Origin of the sequence: Yokenella regensburgei, assembly GCF_003634235.1 — a bacterium.
Lineage (GTDB): Bacteria > Pseudomonadota > Gammaproteobacteria > Enterobacterales > Enterobacteriaceae > Yokenella > Yokenella regensburgei.
Map to the genome: position 1 here is coordinate 523,542 of NZ_RBIZ01000005.1, position 20,248 is coordinate 543,789.

Annotated in this window: 17 protein-coding genes; 16 read left to right on the plus strand and 1 reads right to left on the minus strand. The window is 56.0% G+C overall.

Annotated features, from left to right (window positions below; all coding sequences use genetic code 11):
- The first annotated feature begins 4 nt into the window (after positions 1–4).
- The 16 genes from C7387_RS17535 (at position 5) to mutT (ending at position 20,049) form a co-directional block, all read left to right on the plus strand.
- Entirely contained in the window at positions 5–1,771 is a 1,767-nt protein-coding gene (locus C7387_RS17535; RefSeq protein WP_006817135.1) for a peptidoglycan glycosyltransferase FtsI, read from the plus strand.
- On the plus strand, positions 1,758–3,245 hold the full coding sequence (murE, locus tag C7387_RS17540; protein ID WP_038252148.1) for a UDP-N-acetylmuramoyl-L-alanyl-D-glutamate--2,6-diaminopimelate ligase: 1,488 nt from the start codon (positions 1,758–1,760) through the stop codon (positions 3,243–3,245). The genes C7387_RS17535 and murE overlap by 14 nt, the downstream gene beginning before the upstream one ends.
- Complete coding sequence (gene murF / locus C7387_RS17545; RefSeq protein WP_120817186.1) at positions 3,242–4,600, plus strand: UDP-N-acetylmuramoyl-tripeptide--D-alanyl-D-alanine ligase; 1,359 nt, start codon at positions 3,242–3,244, stop codon at positions 4,598–4,600. Before murE ends, murF begins: the two co-directional genes overlap by 4 nt.
- A complete protein-coding gene (gene mraY, locus C7387_RS17550) occupies positions 4,594–5,676 on the plus strand; it encodes a phospho-N-acetylmuramoyl-pentapeptide-transferase (protein WP_006817138.1) in 1,083 nt (360 codons plus the stop codon). The genes murF and mraY overlap by 7 nt, the downstream gene beginning before the upstream one ends.
- Positions 5,677–5,678: 2 nt before the next feature.
- Positions 5,679–6,995, plus strand: a complete 1,317-nt coding sequence (murD, locus tag C7387_RS17555) for a UDP-N-acetylmuramoyl-L-alanine--D-glutamate ligase (RefSeq protein ID WP_006817139.1) — start codon at positions 5,679–5,681, stop codon at positions 6,993–6,995.
- Positions 6,995–8,239: a cell division protein FtsW gene (gene ftsW, locus C7387_RS17560; protein ID WP_038252146.1), complete on the plus strand. Its 1,245-nt coding sequence runs from the start codon at positions 6,995–6,997 to the stop codon at positions 8,237–8,239. Before murD ends, ftsW begins: the two co-directional genes overlap by 1 nt.
- Positions 8,236–9,303, plus strand: coding sequence for an undecaprenyldiphospho-muramoylpentapeptide beta-N-acetylglucosaminyltransferase (murG, locus tag C7387_RS17565; protein WP_006817141.1), 1,068 nt, complete (start codon positions 8,236–8,238; stop codon positions 9,301–9,303). Before ftsW ends, murG begins: the two co-directional genes overlap by 4 nt.
- Positions 9,304–9,360: 57 nt before the next feature.
- Positions 9,361–10,833, plus strand: coding sequence for a UDP-N-acetylmuramate--L-alanine ligase (gene murC / locus C7387_RS17570; protein ID WP_120817187.1), 1,473 nt, complete (start codon positions 9,361–9,363; stop codon positions 10,831–10,833).
- Positions 10,826–11,746 carry a D-alanine--D-alanine ligase gene (locus C7387_RS17575; protein ID WP_038252143.1) on the plus strand — a complete coding sequence of 307 codons (921 nt, stop codon included), beginning with the start codon at positions 10,826–10,828 and terminating at the stop codon, positions 11,744–11,746. The genes murC and C7387_RS17575 overlap by 8 nt, the downstream gene beginning before the upstream one ends.
- Position 11,747: 1 nt before the next feature.
- On the plus strand, positions 11,748–12,584 hold the full coding sequence (gene ftsQ / locus C7387_RS17580) for a cell division protein FtsQ (RefSeq protein WP_006817144.1): 837 nt from the start codon (positions 11,748–11,750) through the stop codon (positions 12,582–12,584).
- Positions 12,581–13,837, plus strand: coding sequence for a cell division protein FtsA (ftsA, locus tag C7387_RS17585; protein ID WP_006817145.1), 1,257 nt, complete (start codon positions 12,581–12,583; stop codon positions 13,835–13,837). The genes ftsQ and ftsA overlap by 4 nt, the downstream gene beginning before the upstream one ends.
- A gap of 63 nt (positions 13,838–13,900) precedes the next feature.
- Positions 13,901–15,052, plus strand: a complete 1,152-nt coding sequence (gene ftsZ, locus C7387_RS17590; protein ID WP_038252142.1) for a cell division protein FtsZ — start codon at positions 13,901–13,903, stop codon at positions 15,050–15,052.
- Positions 15,053–15,152: 100 nt separating this feature from the next.
- Entirely contained in the window at positions 15,153–16,070 is a 918-nt protein-coding gene (gene lpxC, locus C7387_RS17595; RefSeq protein ID WP_006817147.1) for a UDP-3-O-acyl-N-acetylglucosamine deacetylase, read from the plus strand.
- 257 nt (positions 16,071–16,327) lie between these two features.
- Entirely contained in the window at positions 16,328–16,834 is a 507-nt protein-coding gene (gene secM, locus C7387_RS17600; RefSeq protein WP_038252138.1) for a secA translation cis-regulator SecM, read from the plus strand.
- Positions 16,835–16,892: 58 nt separating this feature from the next.
- A complete protein-coding gene (secA, locus tag C7387_RS17605) occupies positions 16,893–19,598 on the plus strand; it encodes a preprotein translocase subunit SecA (protein WP_006817149.1) in 2,706 nt (901 codons plus the stop codon).
- Positions 19,599–19,656: 58 nt separating this feature from the next.
- The gene (gene mutT / locus C7387_RS17610; RefSeq protein WP_006817150.1) at positions 19,657–20,049 is read left to right on the plus strand and encodes an 8-oxo-dGTP diphosphatase MutT; all 393 of its coding nucleotides are present in this window, start codon (positions 19,657–19,659) and stop codon (positions 20,047–20,049) included.
- On the opposite strand, the gene yacG is transcribed toward mutT, so the two are convergent.
- On the minus strand, positions 20,046–20,240 hold the full coding sequence (gene yacG / locus C7387_RS17615) for a DNA gyrase inhibitor YacG (RefSeq protein ID WP_038252137.1): 195 nt from the start codon (positions 20,238–20,240) through the stop codon (positions 20,046–20,048). The genes mutT and yacG overlap by 4 nt on opposite strands.
- Between the last annotated feature and the right edge of the window lie 8 nt (positions 20,241–20,248).

Sequence of the window (20,248 nt, forward strand, 5' to 3'; positions counted from 1 at the left end):
ACGCATGAAAGCAGCGGCAAAAACGCAGAAAGCAAAACGTCAGGAAGAACAGGCCAACTTTGTCAGTTGGCGTTTTGCGTTGCTGTGCGGCTGTATTCTGCTGGCGCTGGGTTTCCTGTTAGGCCGCGTGGCCTGGCTACAGATTGTGAGCCCGGATATGCTGGTGCGTCAGGGCGATATGCGCTCACTGCGCGTTCAGGAAGTCTCAACGTCGCGCGGCATGATAACCGACCGCTCTGGTCGCCCGCTGGCGGTGAGTGTGCCGGTGAAAGCTATCTGGGCCGACCCGAAAGCGCTGCATGATGCGGGGGGGATAACCCTTGATAACCGCTGGAAAGCGCTGGCAGACGCCCTGAAAATGCCGCTCGATCAGATGGCGTCGCGCATCAACGCTAACCCGAAAGGCCGCTTCATCTACCTCGCCCGTCAGGTTAACCCTGACATGGCCGATTACATCAAGAAACTTAAACTGCCGGGTATTTACCTGCGTGAAGAGTCGCGCCGCTACTATCCTTCCGGCGAAGTTACCGCTCACCTCATCGGATTCACCAACGTCGATAGCGAAGGCATTGAAGGCGTTGAAAAAAGCTTTGATAAATGGCTAACCGGCCAGCCGGGCGAGCGTATCGTGCGTAAAGATCGCTATGGCCGCGTCATTGAAGATATCTCTTCCACCGACAGTCAGGCTGCACACAACCTCGCGCTCAGCATCGACGAACGTCTGCAGGCGCTGGTGTACCGCGAACTGAACAACGCCGTGGCCTTTAACAAGGCCGAGTCAGGGACCGCGGTGCTGGTAGACGTTTCCACCGGCGAAGTGCTGGCGATGGCGAACAGTCCTTCCTACAACCCGAACAACTTCACCGGCACTGCAAAAGACGCGATGCGTAACCGCGCCATCACCGACGTGTTCGAGCCTGGTTCAACGGTTAAACCGATGGTGGTCATGACGGCGCTGCAGCGCGGCATTGTCAATGAAAACAGCGTCCTGAATACGATTCCATATCGAATTAACGGCCACGAAATCAAAGACGTGGCACGCTACAGCGAATTGACCCTGACCGGGGTACTACAGAAGTCGAGTAACGTTGGCGTCTCCAAGCTAGCGTTAGCGATGCCGTCCTCAGCGTTAGTAGATACTTACTCACGTTTTGGGCTCGGAAAAGCGACCAATTTGGGGTTGGTCGGAGAACGCAGTGGCTTATATCCTCAAAAACAACGGTGGTCTGACATAGAGAGGGCCACCTTCTCTTTCGGCTATGGGCTAATGGTAACCCCGTTACAGTTAGCGCGAGTCTACGCAACCATCGGTAGCTATGGCGTTTATCGTCCGCTGTCGATTACCAAGGTTGATCCGCCGGTTCCGGGCGAACGTATCTTCCCGGAACCACTCGTTCGTACCGTCGTTCACATGATGGAAAGCGTTGCACTGCCGGGCGGCGGTGGCGTGAAGGCCGCAATCAAAGGCTACCGCATTGCGATTAAAACCGGTACGGCGAAAAAAGTAGGGCCGGATGGCCGCTACATCAACAAATATATTGCTTACACCGCGGGCGTTGCGCCAGCGAGCCAGCCGCGCTTTGCGCTGGTCGTGGTTATCAACGATCCACAGGCAGGTAAATACTACGGTGGCGCCGTTTCCGCGCCGGTGTTTGGTGCCATCATGGGCGGCGTTCTGCGCACCATGAACATCGAACCGGATGCGCTGGCGACAGGCGAGAAAAGTGAATTTGTGATTAATCAAGGCGAGGGAACAGGTGGCAGATCGTAATTTGCGCGACCTTCTTGCTCCGTGGGTGCCGAATGCACCTGCGCGAGAACTGCGGGAGATGACGCTCGACAGCCGTGTGGCTGCTTCGGGCGATCTTTTCATTGCGGTATTAGGTCATCAGGCGGACGGGCGTCGATATATCCCGCAGGCGATAGCGCAAGGTGTTGCTGCCATTATTGCTGAGGCCAAAGATGAGGCCAATGACGGCGAGATCCGCGAGATGCACGGCGTCCCGGTTATCTATTTAAGCCAACTGAATGAGCGCCTGTCGGCGCTTGCCGGACGTTTCTACGGTGAGCCATCTGAACAACTGCGTCTGGTGGGCGTCACCGGAACCAACGGTAAAACCACGACGACTCAGCTACTGGCACAATGGGCACAGCTGCTCGGCGAAACCAGTGCGGTGATGGGGACCGTCGGCAACGGCCTGCTGGATAAAGTGGTACCGACGGAAAACACCACCGGCTCCGCGGTGGACGTACAGCATGTGCTTTCGGGACTGGCGGCTGAAGGGGCAACCTTCGCAGCGATGGAAGTCTCTTCCCATGGTCTGGTACAGCACCGCGTTTCCGCGCTGAAATTCGCCGCGTCGGTGTTCACCAACCTGAGTCGCGATCACCTGGACTATCACGGTGATATGGAGCACTACGAAGCCGCAAAATGGCTGCTCTACTCTACACACCACTGCGGTCAGGCGGTGATTAACGCCGATGACGAAGTGGGCCGCCGCTGGCTGGAAAAATTACCGGATGCGGTTGCGGTTTCCATGGAAGACCACATCAATCCGAACTGCCGTGGCCGCTGGCTGAAAGCCACCGCGGTGAACTACCACGACAGCGGGGCGACCATTCAGTTCTCCTCAAGCTGGGGCGACGGTGAAATTGAAAGCCGCCTGATGGGTGCGTTCAACGTCAACAATCTGCTGCTGGCACTGGCAACGCTGCTGGTGTTGGATTACCCGCTTGACCGTCTGCTGAGCACCGCTGCGCGTCTGCAGCCGGTATGCGGGCGCATGGAAGTCTTCAGTGCGCCAGGTAAGCCTACGGTTGTGGTCGATTACGCCCACACGCCGGATGCGCTGGAGAAAGCGCTGCAGGCTGCGCGTCTGCACTGTACTGGCAAACTGTGGTGCGTCTTTGGTTGCGGTGGCGATCGCGACAAAGGCAAACGACCGCTGATGGGCGCCATTGCCGAAGAGTTCGCCGACATCGCGGTGGTGACGGATGATAATCCGCGCACCGAAGAGCCTCGCGCCATCATCAATGACATTCTGGCTGGCATGGTTGATGCCGGACACGCCATCGTCAAAGAAGGCCGTGCGGAAGCGGTGACCAACGCGATTATGCAGGCGAAAGAGAACGACGTCGTTCTGCTGGCCGGTAAAGGCCATGAAGATTATCAGGTAGTCGGACATCGCCGTCTCGACTATTCCGACCGCGTAACCGCAGCCCGCCTGCTGGGAGTGGTGGCATGATTAGCGTAACGCTGAGCCAACTTGCCAGTATCACCCATGGCGAACTGCACGGTGACTCCCTGACCATCGACGCCGTCACCACTGACACCCGTAAAATTACGGCGGGTTGTCTGTTTGTGGCGCTGAAAGGCGAGCGTTTCGATGCGCATGATTTCGCGCAGCAGGCTAAAGAAGCCGGTGCGGGTGCGCTGCTGGTGAGCCGTAAGCTTGATTGCGCACTGCCGCAGGTGGTGGTGAAAGATACTCGCCTCGCTTTCGGTGAGCTGGCGGCGTGGGTCCGCCAGCAGGTTCCGGCTCGCGTAGTGGCGCTGACCGGCTCCTCCGGCAAGACCTCGGTCAAAGAAATGACCGCTTCTATCCTGAGCCAGTGCGGCACTACGCTGTATACCGCAGGCAACCTGAATAACGATGTCGGCGTGCCGATGACGTTGCTGCGTCTGACGAAAGCGCATCAGTTTGCGGTGATTGAGTTAGGCGCCAACCATCAGGGCGAAATCGCCTGGACCGTCGACCTGACGCGTCCGGAAGCGGCGCTGGTGAATAACCTGGCCGCGGCGCACCTTGAGGGCTTTGGTTCCCTGGCGGGTGTTGCGAAGGCGAAAGGGGAGATTTATACCGGCCTGGCGCAGGACGGCATCGCCATTCTGAATGCGGATAACAACGACTGGCTGAACTGGCAGAACATCATTGGCAATCGCAAAGTATGGCGTTTCTCACCGAACGCCGCGAACAGCGATTTTACGGCCACCAACATTCATGTTACCAGCCACGGTACCGAGTTCACGCTGCAGACTCCGCAGGGGAACGTTGACGTGCTGCTGCCGCTGCCGGGTCGTCACAATATTGCTAACGCGCTGGCGGCAACGTCCCTGGCGATGGCGGTTGGCGCTGACCTGCAGGCGATAAAGCAGGGGCTGGCAACGCTCGAAGCCGTTCCGGGACGCCTGTTCCCGATTACGCTTGCTGAGAACAAGCTGCTGCTGGACGACTCCTACAATGCCAACGTGGGTTCGATGACGGCTGCGGTACAGGTTCTGGCTGATATGCCGGGCTACCGCGTGCTGGTAGTCGGCGATATGGCTGAGCTGGGCGAAGAAAGTGAAGCCTGCCACCGTCAGGTGGGAGAGGCTGCAAAAGACGCAGGGATTGACCGTGTACTGAGCGTTGGCGTACTGAGCAAAGTTATCAGCAGCGCGAGTGGGGCAGGGGAGCATTTTGCCGATAAGGCCTCCTTAATTGCTCATCTTCGTGCGTTAGTCGAAGAAAAATCGATCATTACCGTTTTAGTGAAGGGTTCACGTAGTGCCGCCATGGAAGAGGTAGTACGCGCATTACAGGAGAATGGAACATGCTAGTTTGGCTGGCCGAGCACTTGGTCAAATATTATTCCGGCTTTAACGTCTTTTCCTATCTGACGTTTCGCGCCATCGTCAGCCTGCTGACCGCGCTGTTCATCTCTTTATGGATGGGCCCGCGGATGATCGCTCGCCTGCAAAAACTCTCTTTCGGTCAGGTCGTTCGTAATGACGGTCCGGAATCGCACTTCAGTAAACGCGGTACCCCGACGATGGGTGGGATTATGATCCTCACCGCGATCGTGGTGTCTGTGCTGCTGTGGGCCTACCCGTGGAACCCGTACGTCTGGTGCGTGCTGGTCGTTCTGGTGGGCTACGGCATCATCGGATTTGTTGACGATTACCGCAAAGTGGTGCGTAAAGACACTAAGGGTCTGATTGCCCGCTGGAAGTACTTCTGGATGTCGGTGATTGCGCTGGGCGTGGCCTTTGCGCTGTATATCGCCGGGAAAGGAACGCCTGCAACTGAACTGGTCGTGCCGTTCTTCAAAGACGTGATGCCGCAGTTGGGTCTGTTCTACATCGTGCTGGCGTACTTCGTTATCGTCGGTACCGGCAACGCCGTGAACCTGACCGATGGCCTCGATGGTCTGGCGATCATGCCAACGGTCTTCGTGGCAGCGGGTTTTGCGCTGGTCGCCTGGGCAACCGGCAACATGAATTTTGCGAACTATCTGCACATTCCTTATCTGCGTCACGCAGGTGAACTGGTTATCGTCTGTACGGCGATTGTAGGTGCGGGTTTAGGGTTCCTGTGGTTTAACACCTACCCGGCTCAGGTATTCATGGGCGATGTGGGTTCACTGGCTCTGGGCGGGGCGCTGGGCATTATTGCGGTGCTGCTGCGTCAGGAGTTCCTGCTGGTGATCATGGGTGGGGTATTCGTGGTGGAGACACTGTCGGTCATCCTGCAGGTGGGGTCCTTCAAGCTGCGCGGTCAGCGTATCTTCCGAATGGCACCGATTCACCACCACTATGAACTGAAGGGTTGGCCGGAGCCGCGCGTTATCGTGCGCTTCTGGATTATTTCGCTGATGCTGGTGCTGATTGGCCTGGCAACGCTTAAGGTACGTTAATCATGGCAGATTACCAGGGCAAAAAAGTCGTCATTATTGGTCTTGGATTGACCGGACTTTCCTGCGTCGATTTCTTCCTCGCACGCGGCGTGACGCCGCGCGTGATGGATACGCGTATGACGCCGCCTGGTCTGGATAAGCTGCCCGAGAACGTCGAGCACCATACCGGCAGTCTGAATGATGAATGGCTGCAGGCGGCGGATCTGATTGTGGCGAGCCCGGGTATTGCGCTGGCGCATCCTTCACTGGTTACCGCCGCCGAGAAGGGCGTGGAAATCGTCGGTGATATTGAGCTCTTCTGTCGCGAAGCGCAGGCACCGATTGTGGCGATCACCGGTTCGAACGGTAAAAGCACCGTGACCACGCTTGTAGGCGAGATGGCGAAAGCGGCGGGCGTGAACGTCGGCGTGGGTGGCAATATCGGCCTTCCGGCGCTGATGCTGCTGGATGTCTCTCGCGAGCTGTACGTACTGGAGCTTTCAAGCTTCCAGCTGGAAACCACCTCCAGCCTGCATGCCGCCGCGGCGACGATCCTCAACGTCACTGAAGATCATATGGACCGGTATCCGTTTGGTCTGCAGCAGTACCGTGCGGCCAAACTGCGGGTCTACGAAAATGCCAAAGTCTGCGTGGTGAACGCCGATGATGCGCTGACAATGCCGGTGCGCGGGGCAGATGACCGCTGCATTAGTTTTGGCGTCAACATTGGCGACTATCACCTGAACCGTCAGCAGGGCGAAACCTGGCTGCGCGTGAAAGGGGAGAAGATCCTCAACGTGCGCGAAATGAAGCTTTCCGGACAGCATAACTACAGCAACGCCCTGGCCGCGCTGGCGCTGGCGGATGCCGTCGGTCTACCGCGTGCCAGCAGCCTGAAGGCGCTGACCACGTTCACCGGCCTTGCGCATCGCTTCCAGCTGGTGCTTGAGCATAACGGCGTACGCTGGATCAACGATTCAAAAGCCACCAACGTCGGCAGTACTGAAGCTGCGCTGAATGGCCTGCACGTTGACGGTACCCTGCATTTGCTGCTGGGTGGTGACGGTAAATCTGCCGATTTCAGCTCGCTCAAGCGTTATCTGATGGGCGATAACGTGCGCCTGTACTGCTTTGGTCGCGATGGTGCCGAGCTTGCCGCACTGCGCCCGGAAGTGGCGACGCAGACTGAAACGATGGAACAGGCGATGCGCCTGCTGGCACCGAACGTGCGCAAGGGCGATATGGTGCTGTTGTCACCCGCCTGTGCCAGCCTCGATCAGTTTAAGAATTTCGAACAGCGTGGCGATCAGTTCGCCCGCCTGGCAAGGGAGTTAGGCTGATGCGTTTATCTCTCCCTCGCCTGCGAGTGCCGCGACTGCCTGGATCGGGAATTATGGTCTGGCTGTTCAACGCGCTGAAAGGCTGGGTGATGGGCTCGCGGGAGAAAGATTCCGACAGCCTGGTGATGTATGACCGAACGCTGCTGTGGCTGACGATGGGTCTTGCGGCAATCGGCTTCATCATGGTGACCTCGGCGTCAATGCCGGTGGGCCAGCGTCTGGCAAACGATCCGTTCCTGTTTGCCAAGCGTGATGGCCTGTACATCATTCTGGCCTTCTGTCTGGGGTTAATTACGCTGCGTCTGCCGATGGACTTCTGGCAGAAGCACAGTACGGCAATGCTGATTATTTCCATCGTCATGCTGCTGATCGTACTGGTCGTGGGTAGCTCGGTTAACGGGGCATCGCGCTGGATTGCACTCGGGCCGCTGCGTATTCAGCCGGCGGAGTTCACGAAGCTTTCGCTGTTCTGCTACATCTCCAACTACCTGGTACGCAAGGGTGACGAAGTTCGAAATAACCTGCGCGGCTTCTTAAAGCCGATGGGCGTTATTTTCGTGCTGGCTATCCTGCTGCTGGCGCAGCCGGATCTCGGGACGGTGGTTGTGCTGTTTGTGACGACGCTTGCGATGTTGTTCCTGGCCGGTGCCAAGCTCTGGCAGTTCATCGCCATCATCGGCATGGGCATATCGGCGGTGGTGCTGCTGATCCTTGCCGAACCGTACCGTATTCGCCGTGTAACGTCTTTCTGGAACCCGTGGGAAGATCCTTTCGGCAGCGGATACCAGCTGACCCAGTCACTGATGGCCTTCGGGCGCGGTGAAATGTGGGGCCAGGGACTCGGAAACTCAGTCCAAAAACTGGAGTATCTGCCGGAAGCACATACTGACTTCATCTTCGCCATTATTGGTGAGGAATTAGGTTATATCGGTGTGGTACTGGCACTTTTAATGGTATTCTTCGTCGCTTTTCGCGCCATGTCGATTGGGCGTAAAGCACTCGAGATCAACCAGCGTTTTGCCGGTTTTCTCGCCTGTTCCATCGGTATCTGGTTCAGTTTCCAGGCACTGGTAAACGTTGGCGCCGCAGCGGGGATGCTGCCGACTAAAGGTCTGACGCTGCCGCTTATCAGTTACGGTGGTTCAAGTTTGTTGATTATGTCGACAGCAATCATGTTCTTGCTGCGCATTGATTATGAGACGCGTCTGGAGAAAGCCCAGGCGTTTACGCGGGGTGTGCGATGAGTGGTCAGGCAAAGCGGTTAATGGTGATGGCAGGCGGTACCGGTGGACACGTGTTCCCGGGGCTGGCGGTCGCGCACCATTTAATGGACCAGGGCTGGCAGGTTCGCTGGCTGGGTACCGCTGACCGTATGGAAGCCGACCTCGTGCCAAAACACGGCATTGAGATTGATTTTATTCGCATCTCCGGGCTGCGGGGCAAAGGCGTAAAAGCCTTGCTGCTGGCGCCGGTACGTATTTTCAACGCCTGGCGACAGGCGCGGGCGATCATGAAGCGTTATCAGCCCGATGTGGTGCTGGGAATGGGCGGCTATGTTTCCGGACCTGGTGGTCTGGCGGCCTGGTCGCTTGGCATTCCGGTTGTGCTGCACGAGCAAAACGGTATCGCGGGCCTCACCAACAAGTGGCTGGCGAAGATTGCCAGCAAAGTGATGCAGGCTTTTCCGGGGGCTTTCCCGAATGCCGAAGTGGTGGGTAACCCGGTTCGCGTTGACGTACTGGCGCTTCCGCTGCCGGAACAGCGACTGGCTGGCCGTGAAGGCCCGACGCGTGTGCTGGTGGTCGGCGGTTCCCAGGGCGCTCGTGTACTGAACCAGACTATGCCGCAGGTTGCGGCGCTGCTGGGTGACAGCGTGACCATCTGGCATCAAAGCGGCAAAGGTGCGAAGCCGTCGGTGGAACAGGCTTATGCCGACGCCGGGCAGCCGCAGCACAAGGTCACTGAATTTATTGACGATATGGCTGCCGCGTACGCCTGGGCGGACGTGGTGGTGTGCCGCTCCGGCGCGCTGACGGTGAGTGAAATCGCCGCTGCCGGTTTACCGGCGCTGTTTGTGCCTTTCCAGCACAAAGACCGTCAGCAGTACTGGAACGCACTGCCGCTTGAGAAAGCGGGTGCCGCGAAGATTTTCGAACAGCCGCAGTTTACGGCGCAGTCCGTGGCCGACACTCTGGCGGGCTGGAACAGAACCACACTGCTGGAGATGGCTGAACGCGCTCGCGCGGCAGCTATCCCGGACGCTACCGAGCGGGTAGCAAATGAAGTGAGCCTGATTGCAAAGGCTTAACCCTCGCAGCGCGTTTTGCGTTGCACGAATTTTTAAGTAGTTGATGGCGTTTAAAGAATGAATACACAACAACTGGCGAAACTGCGTTCTATCGTACCCGAGATGCGTCGCGTCCGGCACATTCACTTTGTTGGCATCGGTGGTGCTGGCATGGGTGGTATTGCCGAAGTGCTGGCGAACGAAGGGTATCAGATTAGCGGTTCCGATTTGGCGCCAAACCCGGTCACGCAGCAACTGACTGCGCTGGGTGCGACCATCTATTTCAACCATCGCCCGGAAAACGTGCGTGATGCGAGCGTTGTTGTGGTTTCTACGGCTATTTCTGTCGACAATCCGGAGATTGTGGCGGCACACGAAGCGCGTATTCCGGTTATCCGCCGTGCGGAGATGCTGGCTGAGCTGATGCGCTTCCGTCATGGCATTGCGATTGCCGGTACTCATGGTAAAACCACGACCACGGCGATGGTATCGAGCATTTATGCCGAAGCGGGCCTCGACCCAACCTTCGTTAACGGTGGCCTGGTAAAAGCCGCAGGCGTGCACGCGCGCCTTGGCAGCAGCCGGTATCTGATTGCAGAAGCCGACGAGAGCGATGCGTCTTTCCTGCATCTGCAGCCGATGGTCGCTATCGTGACCAACATCGAAGCCGATCACATGGATACCTACCAGGGCGACTTCGAGAATCTGAAGCAGACCTTTATTAACTTCCTGCACAACCTGCCGTTCTATGGCCGTGCGGTGATGTGTATCGATGATCCTGTTATCCGCGAACTGCAGCCGCGCGTTGGTCGTCAGGTGACTACCTATGGTTTCAGCGACGACGCCGACGTGCGCGTTGAAGATTATCAGCAGATTGGCGCGCAGGTGCACTTCACCCTCGTGCGTCACGAGAGAGACGCGCTGCGCGTGATGCTGAACGCACCTGGCCGTCATAACGCCTTAAACGCGGCGGCGGCAGTGGCTGTTGCCACTGAAGAAGGTATCGATGACGAGGCGATTCTGCGCGCGCTGGCGAGCTTCCAGGGTACCGGTCGTCGCTTCGACTTCCTGGGTGAATTCCCGCTGCAGGAAGTGAACGGCAAGAGCGGTACCGCGATGCTGGTGGACGATTACGGCCATCACCCTACGGAAGTGGATGCCACGATTAAAGCGGCCCGCGCAGGCTGGCCGGACAAAAATCTGGTCATGCTGTTCCAGCCGCACCGCTTTACCCGTACCCGTGACCTGTACGATGACTTTGCTAACGTGCTGACCCAGGTCGATTCGCTGCTGATGCTGGATGTTTATGCCGCCGGTGAAGCGCCGATCCCGGGGGCTGACAGCCGTTCGCTGTGCCGCACCATTCGTGGCCGCGGCAAAGTAGACCCGATTCTGGTTTCTGATGCCGCCCAGGTGGCTGAGATGCTCGCCCCGGTTCTCACCGGCAATGACCTGATTCTGGTGCAGGGCGCCGGTAATATCGGCAAAATCGCGCGTAATCTGGCCGAAATCAAACTGAAACCGCAGAGCGAGGATGAGCGACATGGCTGATAAAATCGCCGTCCTGCTTGGCGGCACTTCTGCTGAACGCGATGTTTCGCTCAATTCAGGGGCAGCGGTTTTAGCCGGCCTGCGTGAAGCGGGTGTCGATGCGCACCCGGTAGATCCCAGTGAAGTGGATGTTACCCAGCTGTCAGGCATGGGCTTTCAGAAAGTGTTTATTGCACTTCACGGCCGTGGCGGTGAAGATGGCACGTTGCAAGGATTGCTGGAACTTATTGGCATGCCTTACACCGGCAGCGGCGTGATGGCGTCCGCGATTTCAATGGATAAAGTGCGTAGTAAGCTCCTGTGGTCAGGCGCTGGTCTACCGGTCGCGCCGTGGGTGGCATTAACCCGCAACGAGTTTAACGCCGGGCTTTCGGCAGAAACTAAGCAGCGTATTGCAGCACTCGGCCTGCCACTGATTGTTAAGCCGAGCCGGGAAGGTTCCAGCGTCGGTATGTCTAAAGTGCTGGAAAGCGCGGAACTTGCTGAATCTTTAGCGTTGGCTTTTCAGCATGATGACGAAGTTTTAATTGAGAAATGGCTAAGCGGTCCGGAATTTACCGTGGCGGTGCTTGGCGAAGAAATTTTACCGTCAATTCGTATCCAGGTGGCTGGAACCTTCTATGATTATGAGGCGAAGTATCTCTCTGATGAGACGCAATATTTCTGCCCTGGCCTGGAAGATCCTGCACGTGAAGCAGAAATGCAGTCACTGGTCGCAAAAGCCTGGCAAGTTCTTGGCTGTCGCGGATGGGGACGCATTGACGTGATGCTGGACGATGATGGCCAGTTTTACTTGCTGGAAGCGAACACTTCGCCTGGGATGACGAGCCATAGCCTGGTGCCGATGGCGGCGCGTCAGGCGGGGATGAGCTTCTCGCAGCTGGTAGTACGCATTCTGGACCTGGCGGGTTGATATGTCGCAGGCTGCGCTGAATACGCGAAACCGCGAAGAAGAAGAGACCTACGTCTCTTCCCGACGCAATAACGGAGCGCGTCTGGCAGGGATTATTTTCCTGCTGGCGGTGCTGTGTACCATTCTGGCCTCAGGCTGGATGGTGCTTGGCTGGATGCAGGATGCGCAGCGTCTGCCGCTGTCGAAGCTGGTCGTGACCGGTGAGCGTCATTACACGCGAAATGATGATATTCGTCAGTCTATTCTGGCGCTGGGGTCTCCTGGAACCTTTATGACCCAGGATGTCAATATCATCCAGAACCAGATTGAACGTCTGCCGTGGATTAAGCAGGCGAGCGTCAGAAAGCAGTGGCCGGACGAATTGAAGATTCATCTGGTTGAATATGTGCCTATTGCACGCTGGAATGATCAACACATGGTGGATGCGCAGGGCAATGCCTTTAGCGTTCCGACCGATCGTACCAGCAAACAACTCTTGCCCATGCTGTATGGCCCGGAAGGCAGTGAAAATGAAGTACTGCAGGGTTACCGCGATATGGGGCAAGTGCTGGCTAAGGATAAGTTCACGCTGAAAGTTGCCGCAATGACGGCGCGTCGGTCCTGGCAGTTGACGCTGAATAACGATATTAAGCTCAACCTTGGTCGTGGCGACACGATGAAACGCCTTCAGCGCTTTATGGAACTGTATCCGGTGTTACAACAGCAGGCGCAGACCGATGGGAAACGGATAAGCTACGTTGATTTGCGCTATGACTCCGGCGCGGCGGTGGGTTGGGAACCTGCTCCCGTTGAGGACACTAATCAACAACAGAATCAGGCACAGGCAAAACAACAATGATCAAGGCGACGGACAGAAAACTGGTAGTTGGACTGGAGATTGGCACCGCAAAAGTTGCCGCTTTAGTAGGGGAAGTTCTGCCCGACGGTATGGTCAATATCATTGGCGTGGGAAGCTGCCCCTCTCGCGGGATGGATAAAGGCGGTGTGAATGACTTAGAGTCGGTGGTGAAATGCGTACAGCGCGCCATCGACCAGGCCGAGCTGATGGCTGACTGCCAGATCTCTTCGGTATATCTGGCGCTTTCGGGGAAACATATTAGCTGTCAGAATGAAATCGGCATGGTACCGATTTCAGAAGAAGAGGTGACGCAGGAAGACGTTGAGAACGTCGTGCATACCGCCAAATCGGTGCGTGTGCGTGATGAGCATCGTGTCCTTCACGTTATCCCGCAGGAATACGCCATTGATTACCAGGAAGGGATTAAAAACCCGGTGGGCTTATCTGGCGTACGTATGCAGGCAAAAGTGCACCTGATCACATGTCACAATGATATGGCGAAAAACATTGTGAAAGCCGTGGAACGTTGTGGTCTGAAAGTTGACCAACTTATTTTCGCCGGTCTGGCTTCCAGCTACTCCGTACTGACGGAAGATGAACGTGAGCTGGGTGTCTGTGTGGTCGATGTTGGCGGTGGTACAATGGACATCGCCGTATATACTGGCGGCGCGCTGCGCCACACCAAAGTTATCCCTTACGCGGGGAACGTGGTGACCAGCGATATCGCTTATGCCTTCGGTACGCCACCGAGCGATGCCGAAGCCATCAAAGTTCGTCATGGCTGTGCGTTAGGTTCGATTGTCGGGAAAGACGAAAGCGTTGAAGTCCCGAGCGTTGGTGGACGCCCGCCGCGCAGCCTGCAGCGTCAGACGCTGGCCGAAGTGATTGAACCTCGTTATACCGAGTTGTTGAACCTGGTGAACGAAGAGATTTTGCAGTTGCAGGAACAGCTGCGTCAGCAGGGGGTTAAACACCACCTGGCGGCGGGGATTGTTCTGACCGGTGGTGCGGCACAGATTGAAGGTCTGGCTGCCTGCGCTCAGCGGGTGTTCCACACCCAGGTGCGTATTGGCGCGCCGCTGAATATCACCGGATTAACGGATTATGCCCAGGAGCCGTATTATTCAACGGCGGTGGGCCTGCTGCACTACGGAAAAGAGTCTCATCTGAGTGGTGAAGCAGAAGTAGAGAAACGCGTAACGGTTGGGTCGTGGATCAAGCGACTGAACACGTGGCTGCGAAAAGAGTTTTAATTTTTTAAAGAGACCGGAGAGAATTAGCGGTCTCAGGCGACAGGCACAACGGAGAGAGAAACTATGTTTGAACCTATGGAACTGACCAACGACGCGGTGATTAAAGTCATCGGCGTCGGTGGCGGCGGCGGTAATGCCGTTGAGCACATGGTGCGCGAGCGCATCGAAGGCGTTGAATTCTTCGCTGTTAATACCGACGCTCAGGCGCTGCGTAAAACAGCGGTCGGCCAGACGATTCAGATTGGTGGCGGTATCACCAAAGGTCTGGGCGCGGGTGCTAACCCGGAAGTGGGTCGCAATGCGGCTGAAGAAGACCGTGAAGCGCTGCGTGCAGCACTGGACGGCGCTGACATGGTATTCATCGCAGCCGGTATGGGCGGTGGTACTGGTACAGGTGCTGCGCCGGTTGTTGCTGAAGTCGCAAAAGATTTAGGTATCCTGACCGTTGCTGTCGTGACTAAGCCTTTCAATTTCGAAGGCAAGAAGCGTATGGCATTCGCGGAGCAGGGTATCACTGAGCTGTCCAAGCACGTGGACTCCCTCATCACCATTCCAAACGACAAGCTGCTGAAAGTGCTGGGTCGCGGCATCTCCCTGCTCGACGCGTTTGGCGCGGCGAACGACGTACTGAAAGGCGCGGTGCAGGGTATCGCCGAGCTGATTACCCGTCCGGGTCTGATGAACGTCGACTTTGCTGACGTGCGCACCGTGATGTCCGAAATGGGCTATGCGATGATGGGCTCTGGCGTGGCCAGTGGTGAAGACCGTGCAGAAGAAGCCGCTGAAATGGCTATCTCTTCTCCGCTGCTGGAAGATATCGATCTTTCTGGCGCTCGCGGCGTGCTGGTCAACATTACGGCGGGCTTCGACCTGCGTCTGGACGAGTTTGAAACCGTGGGTAACACCATCCGTGCCTTCGCATCGGATAACGCGACCGTGGTTATCGGTACCTCTCTGGACCCGGATATGAACGACGAACTGCGCGTGACCGTAGTGGCTACCGGTATTGGCATGGACAAACGTCCTGAAATTACCCTGGTGACCAACAAGCAGTCACAGCAGCCGGTGATGGATCGTTATCAGCAGCACGGTATGGCTCCGCTGACGCAAGAGCAGAAACCTGCCGCGAAAGTGGTTAACGACAATACGCCGCAGACGGCAAAAGAGCCTGACTACCTGGATATCCCAGCCTTCCTGCGTAAGCAGGCTGATTAAGAATTAGCTGGAATTTGGGAAACTGCGCTCTTTGTGCTAAACTGGCCCACCGAATGTATAGTACACTTCGGTTGGATAGGTAATTTGGCGAGATTATACGATGATCAAACAAAGGACACTTAAACGTATCGTTCAGGCGACTGGCGTCGGTTTACATACCGGCAAAAAGGTCACACTGACGCTGCGCCCTGCGCCGGCAAATACCGGGGTCATCTATCGTCGCACCGACTTGAATCCACCGGTAGATTTTCCGGCCGATGCCAAATCTGTGCGTGATACCATGCTCTGTACTTGCCTGGTTAATGAGCATGACGTACGGATTTCTACGGTAGAGCACCTGAACGCCGCGCTGGCGGGTCTGGGTATCGACAACATTATGATTGAAGTCGATGCGCCAGAAATCCCGATTATGGACGGCAGTGCTGCACCGTTCGTTTATCTGCTGCTGGATGCCGGCATTGATGAGCTGAACTGCGCCAAGAAATTTGTACGCATTAAAGAGACCGTTCGCGTTGAAGATGGCGACAAATGGGCTGAATTCAAACCGTTTAATGGTTTTTCGTTGGACTTTACCATCGACTTTAACCATCCGGCGATTGATGCCAGCAACCAGCGCTACAAAATGAACTTCTCTGCCGATGCGTTCATGCGTCAGATTAGCCGAGCGCGTACCTTCGGTTTCATGCGTGATATCGAATATCTGCAGTCCCGTGGCCTGGCCCTGGGCGGTAGCTTCGATTGTGCCATCGTTGTTGACGATTATCGCGTACTGAACGAAGACGGCTTACGTTTTGAAGATGAGTTTGTTCGTCACAAAATGCTTGATGCGATTGGCGACCTGTTTATGTGTGGTCACAATATCATCGGTGCATTTACGGCGTACAAATCAGGTCACGCACTGAACAATAAACTGCTGCAGGCAGTCCTCGCAAAACAGGAAGCCTGGGAGTATGTGACCTTCGAAGACGAAGCTGAAATGCCGCTGGCATTCAAAGCACCTTCAATGGTTCTGGCGTAAGCCTGACATTGAACTAAAATTCGACTGGCAACCTGGCACTCTCTCCGGTCAGGGAACCAGTCGTTTTTATTTTTGACGTTTCAGTCACTCTCTCACCTTTCTTCTTTTATCACTTCCTGAACGAACGCGATCGCTGATTTATTCACCGTTTTTATGCGACTCGGGTCGTCATTCCTGCTGCTGTACGATGCTATTAGTGATAAGATTTGTGCGCTGAAAAATAAACGACGCTAATTAACCCAAGGGTAGCGAATTACGTGAACGGAATACTGACGCGTTGGCGACAGTTTGGTAGACGGTACTTCTGGCCGCATCTCCTGTTGGGGATGGTCGCGGCGAGCTTTGGTCTGCCCGCAATCTGCGCGAATGCAGAAACCGTTGCGCCGCCGAAAACGACGACCACTAATCACGCGACCACAGCCCGGGTCAATTTCACCCAACTTGCTCTGCTGGAGGCTAATCGCCGTCCTAATTTCACCGTAGACTACTGGCATCAGCATGCCATTCGCACGGTTATTCGCCATCTCTCTTTCGCGATGGCGCCACAGGTTCTGCCGGTTGCCGAAGAAACCTCTCCGCTGCAGCAGGCCCAGCATCTGGCGTTAATTGATACGCTGAGTGCTTTGCTGACCCTCGAAAGTCAGCCACCGGTTCTGGTCAAACAGACCGCTTACCACGAATTTATTCCGCATGCCGCGTTTAGCATCTCCGCCTGGCTGAGCCAGGTGCAGGGGATCCGCGCCGGCCCTCAACGCCTTAGCTGAAAAATACCACCTTCAACTAATTTTTGACTCCGCTAAGCGGGGCGTTTGAGATTTTATTATGCTAATCAAATTGTTAACTAAAGTTTTCGGTAGCCGTAACGATCGTACTCTGCGCCGTATGCGCAAGACCGTTGCTCAGATCAATGCCATGGAACCTGAGCTGGAAAAGCTCTCTGATGAAGAACTGAAGGCGAAAACTGCTGAGTTTCGCGCGCGTCTTGAAAAAGGCGAAAGCATTGAAAGCCTGATCCCGGAAGCCTTTGCCGTGGTTCGTGAAGCCAGTAAGCGCGTCTTTGGTATGCGTCACTTTGACGTCCAGCTGCTGGGCGGTATGGTGCTGAACGACCGCTGTATCGCGGAAATGCGTACCGGTGAAGGTAAAACCCTGACCGCAACGCTTCCGGCATACCTGAACGCCCTGTCCGGTAAAGGGGTTCACGTGGTCACGGTCAACGACTATCTGGCCCAGCGTGACGCCGAAAACAACCGCCCGCTGTTTGAATTCCTCGGTATGACCGTGGGTATCAACATGTCCGGCCTGCCGGCTCCGGCTAAACGCGAAGCTTACAACGCTGATATCACCTACGGTACCAACAACGAATACGGTTTTGACTACCTGCGTGACAACATGGCGTTCAGCCCGGAAGAGCGCGTTCAGCGTAAACTGCACTACGCGCTGGTGGATGAGGTTGACTCCATCCTTATCGATGAAGCCCGTACTCCGCTAATTATTTCCGGCCCGGCGGAAGACAGCTCCGAGCTGTACCGCAAGGTCAACAAAATCATTCCGCACCTGGTCCGTCAGGAGAAAGAAGACTCAGAAACCTTCCAGGGTGAAGGCCACTTCTCCGTTGATGAGAAATCCCGTCAGGTTAACCTGACCGAGCGTGGTCTGGTGCTGATCGAAGAGCTGCTGGTGAACCAGGGCATTATGGAAGAGGGTGAGTCGCTGTATTCCCCGACTAACATTATGCTGATGCACCACGTGACAGCCGCGCTGCGCGCCCACGCGCTGTTCACCCGTGACGTTGACTACATCGTCAAGGACGGTGAAGTTATCATCGTTGATGAGCACACCGGTCGTACCATGCAGGGTCGTCGCTGGTCCGACGGTCTGCACCAGGCGGTTGAAGCCAAAGAAGGCGTGGATATTCAGAACGAAAACCAGACGCTGGCCTCTATCACCTTCCAGAACTACTTCCGTCTGTACGAGAAGCTGGCGGGGATGACCGGTACCGCAGATACCGAAGCGTTTGAATTCAGCTCCATCTATAAGCTCGATACCGTCGTTGTACCGACCAACCGTCCGATGATCCGTAAAGATATGGCGGATCTGGTCTACATGACCGAAGCGGAAAAAATCCAGGCTATCATCGAAGACATCAAAGAGCGTACCGCAAAAGGCCAGCCGGTGCTGGTGGGTACTATCTCCATTGAAAAATCAGAAGTGGTGTCTCACGAACTGACTAAAGCGGGCATTAAGCACAACGTACTGAACGCCAAGTTCCACGCCAGTGAAGCGGATATCGTTGCTCAGGCGGGTTACCCGTCTACGGTGACCATCGCGACTAACATGGCTGGTCGTGGTACCGACATCGTGCTGGGCGGTAGCTGGCAGGCAGAAGTTGCTCAGCTGGAAGACCCAACTCCGGAACAGATAGCTCAGATTAAAGCTGACTGGCAGGTTCGTCATGAAGCGGTGCTGGCGGCGGGCGGTCTGCACATCATCGGTACTGAACGCCACGAATCACGTCGTATCGATAACCAGCTGCGCGGCCGTTCCGGTCGTCAGGGTGATGCCGGTTCTTCACGCTTCTATCTGTCGATGGAAGATGCCCTGATGCGTATCTTCGCCTCTGACCGTGTGTCTGGCATGATGCGTAAACTGGGGATGAAGCCGGGCGAGGCCATCGAGCACCCGTGGGTGACTAAAGCCATCGCTAACGCCCAGCGCAAAGTGGAAAGCCGTAACTTCGATATCCGTAAGCAGCTGCTGGAATATGATGATGTCGCTAACGATCAGCGTCGCGCGATTTACTCCCAGCGTAACGAACTGCTGGACGTGTCTGACGTAAGCGAAACCATCAATAGCATCCGCGAAGACGTGTTTAAAGTGACCATTGATGCGCATATTCCGCCGCAGTCTCTGGAAGAAATGTGGGATGTCCCGGGCCTGCAGGAACGCCTGAAAAATGATTTCGACCTCGATCTGCCAATCTCTGAATGGCTGGATAAAGAGCCGGAGCTGCACGAAGAAACCCTGCGTGAACGTATTCTGCAGAGCGCGGTAGATACCTATCAGCGTAAAGAAGAAGTCGTTGGTGCAGAGATGATGCGTCACTTCGAAAAAGGCGTGATGCTGCAGACGCTGGATTCCCTGTGGAAAGAGCACCTGGCAGCGATGGACTACCTGCGTCAGGGTATCCACCTGCGTGGTTATGCGCAGAAAGATCCGAAGCAGGAGTACAAGCGTGAGTCGTTCTCGATGTTTGCTTCCATGCTTGAGTCTCTGAAGTACGAAGTCATCAGCACCCTGAGCAAGGTTCAGGTTCGCATGCCGGAAGAGGTTGAAGCGATGGAGCAACAGCGTCGTGAAGAAGCCGAGCGTCTTGCACAGATGCAGCAACTGAGCCATCAGAGCGATGACAGCGCTGCCGCAGAATCGCTGGCTGCCCAGACCGGTGAGCGCAAAGTGGGTCGTAACGATCCCTGCCCTTGCGGTTCGGGTAAAAAATACAAACAGTGCCACGGCCGTCTGAGCTAAGGTTCTGAGAAACTTCAAAAGGCGCAGAAATCTGCGCCTTTTTTATGGGAGTAAGATAATGAAAATACTGAATATCGCGGTCGGGATCATTCGCAATTCGCAGGGCGAGATCTTTATCACCCAGCGCGCAGCTGATGCTCATATGGCGAATAAGCTTGAGTTTCCGGGCGGCAAGATTGAAGAGAGTGAGACTCCGGAACAGGCGATGGTGCGCGAACTGCAGGAAGAAGTCGGTATTACTGCCCATAGCGCGACGTTGTTCGACAAACTGGAATACCAGTTCCCTGACAGACACGTCACGCTGTGGTTCTGGCTGGTCGAAAGCTGGGAAGGGGAACCGTGGGGCAAAGAGGGCCAGCCGGGGCGCTGGATTGCGCAGAAGGATCTGTTGGCAGACGCATTTCCGCCTGCCAACGAACCGGTGATCGCGAAGCTTATCGCTGAAGCTTAAAGCGGCTCTTCGCTCCAGTCATCGCTATCAGAAAGATCCCCGTTGCTGGGGATCCTTTTCTCTTCTGCAGCCCATTCGCCTAAATCTATGAGCTGGCAGCGTTTACAACAGAAGGGGCGGAACACGCTCTGTTCATTCCAGATAACCACTTTCCCGCAGGTCGGGCAATTCACCGTTGTCTCTTCAGACATGTTCACTC

What these genes read in the sequence shown, in the direction of transcription:
- C7387_RS17535 (WP_006817135.1), top strand. Translation starts at nt 5, where the DNA reads ATGAAAGCAGCGGCAAAAACGCAGAAAGCAAAACGTCAGGAAGAACAG.
- ftsA (WP_006817145.1), top strand. Translation starts at nt 12,581, where the DNA reads ATGATCAAGGCGACGGACAGAAAACTGGTAGTTGGACTGGAGATTGGC.
- mutT (WP_006817150.1), top strand. Translation starts at nt 19,657, where the DNA reads ATGAAAATACTGAATATCGCGGTCGGGATCATTCGCAATTCGCAGGGC.
- ftsZ (WP_038252142.1), top strand. Translation starts at nt 13,901, where the DNA reads ATGTTTGAACCTATGGAACTGACCAACGACGCGGTGATTAAAGTCATC.
- mraY (WP_006817138.1), top strand. Translation starts at nt 4,594, where the DNA reads ATGCTAGTTTGGCTGGCCGAGCACTTGGTCAAATATTATTCCGGCTTT.
- murC (WP_120817187.1), top strand. Translation starts at nt 9,361, where the DNA reads ATGAATACACAACAACTGGCGAAACTGCGTTCTATCGTACCCGAGATG.
- ftsQ (WP_006817144.1), top strand. Translation starts at nt 11,748, where the DNA reads ATGTCGCAGGCTGCGCTGAATACGCGAAACCGCGAAGAAGAAGAGACC.
- C7387_RS17575 (WP_038252143.1), top strand. Translation starts at nt 10,826, where the DNA reads ATGGCTGATAAAATCGCCGTCCTGCTTGGCGGCACTTCTGCTGAACGC.
- secA (WP_006817149.1), top strand. Translation starts at nt 16,893, where the DNA reads ATGCTAATCAAATTGTTAACTAAAGTTTTCGGTAGCCGTAACGATCGT.
- murF (WP_120817186.1), top strand. Translation starts at nt 3,242, where the DNA reads ATGATTAGCGTAACGCTGAGCCAACTTGCCAGTATCACCCATGGCGAA.
- yacG (WP_038252137.1), bottom strand. Translation starts at nt 20,240, where the DNA reads ATGTCTGAAGAGACAACGGTGAATTGCCCGACCTGCGGGAAAGTGGTT.
- lpxC (WP_006817147.1), top strand. Translation starts at nt 15,153, where the DNA reads ATGATCAAACAAAGGACACTTAAACGTATCGTTCAGGCGACTGGCGTC.
- murD (WP_006817139.1), top strand. Translation starts at nt 5,679, where the DNA reads ATGGCAGATTACCAGGGCAAAAAAGTCGTCATTATTGGTCTTGGATTG.
- ftsW (WP_038252146.1), top strand. Translation starts at nt 6,995, where the DNA reads ATGCGTTTATCTCTCCCTCGCCTGCGAGTGCCGCGACTGCCTGGATCG.
- murG (WP_006817141.1), top strand. Translation starts at nt 8,236, where the DNA reads ATGAGTGGTCAGGCAAAGCGGTTAATGGTGATGGCAGGCGGTACCGGT.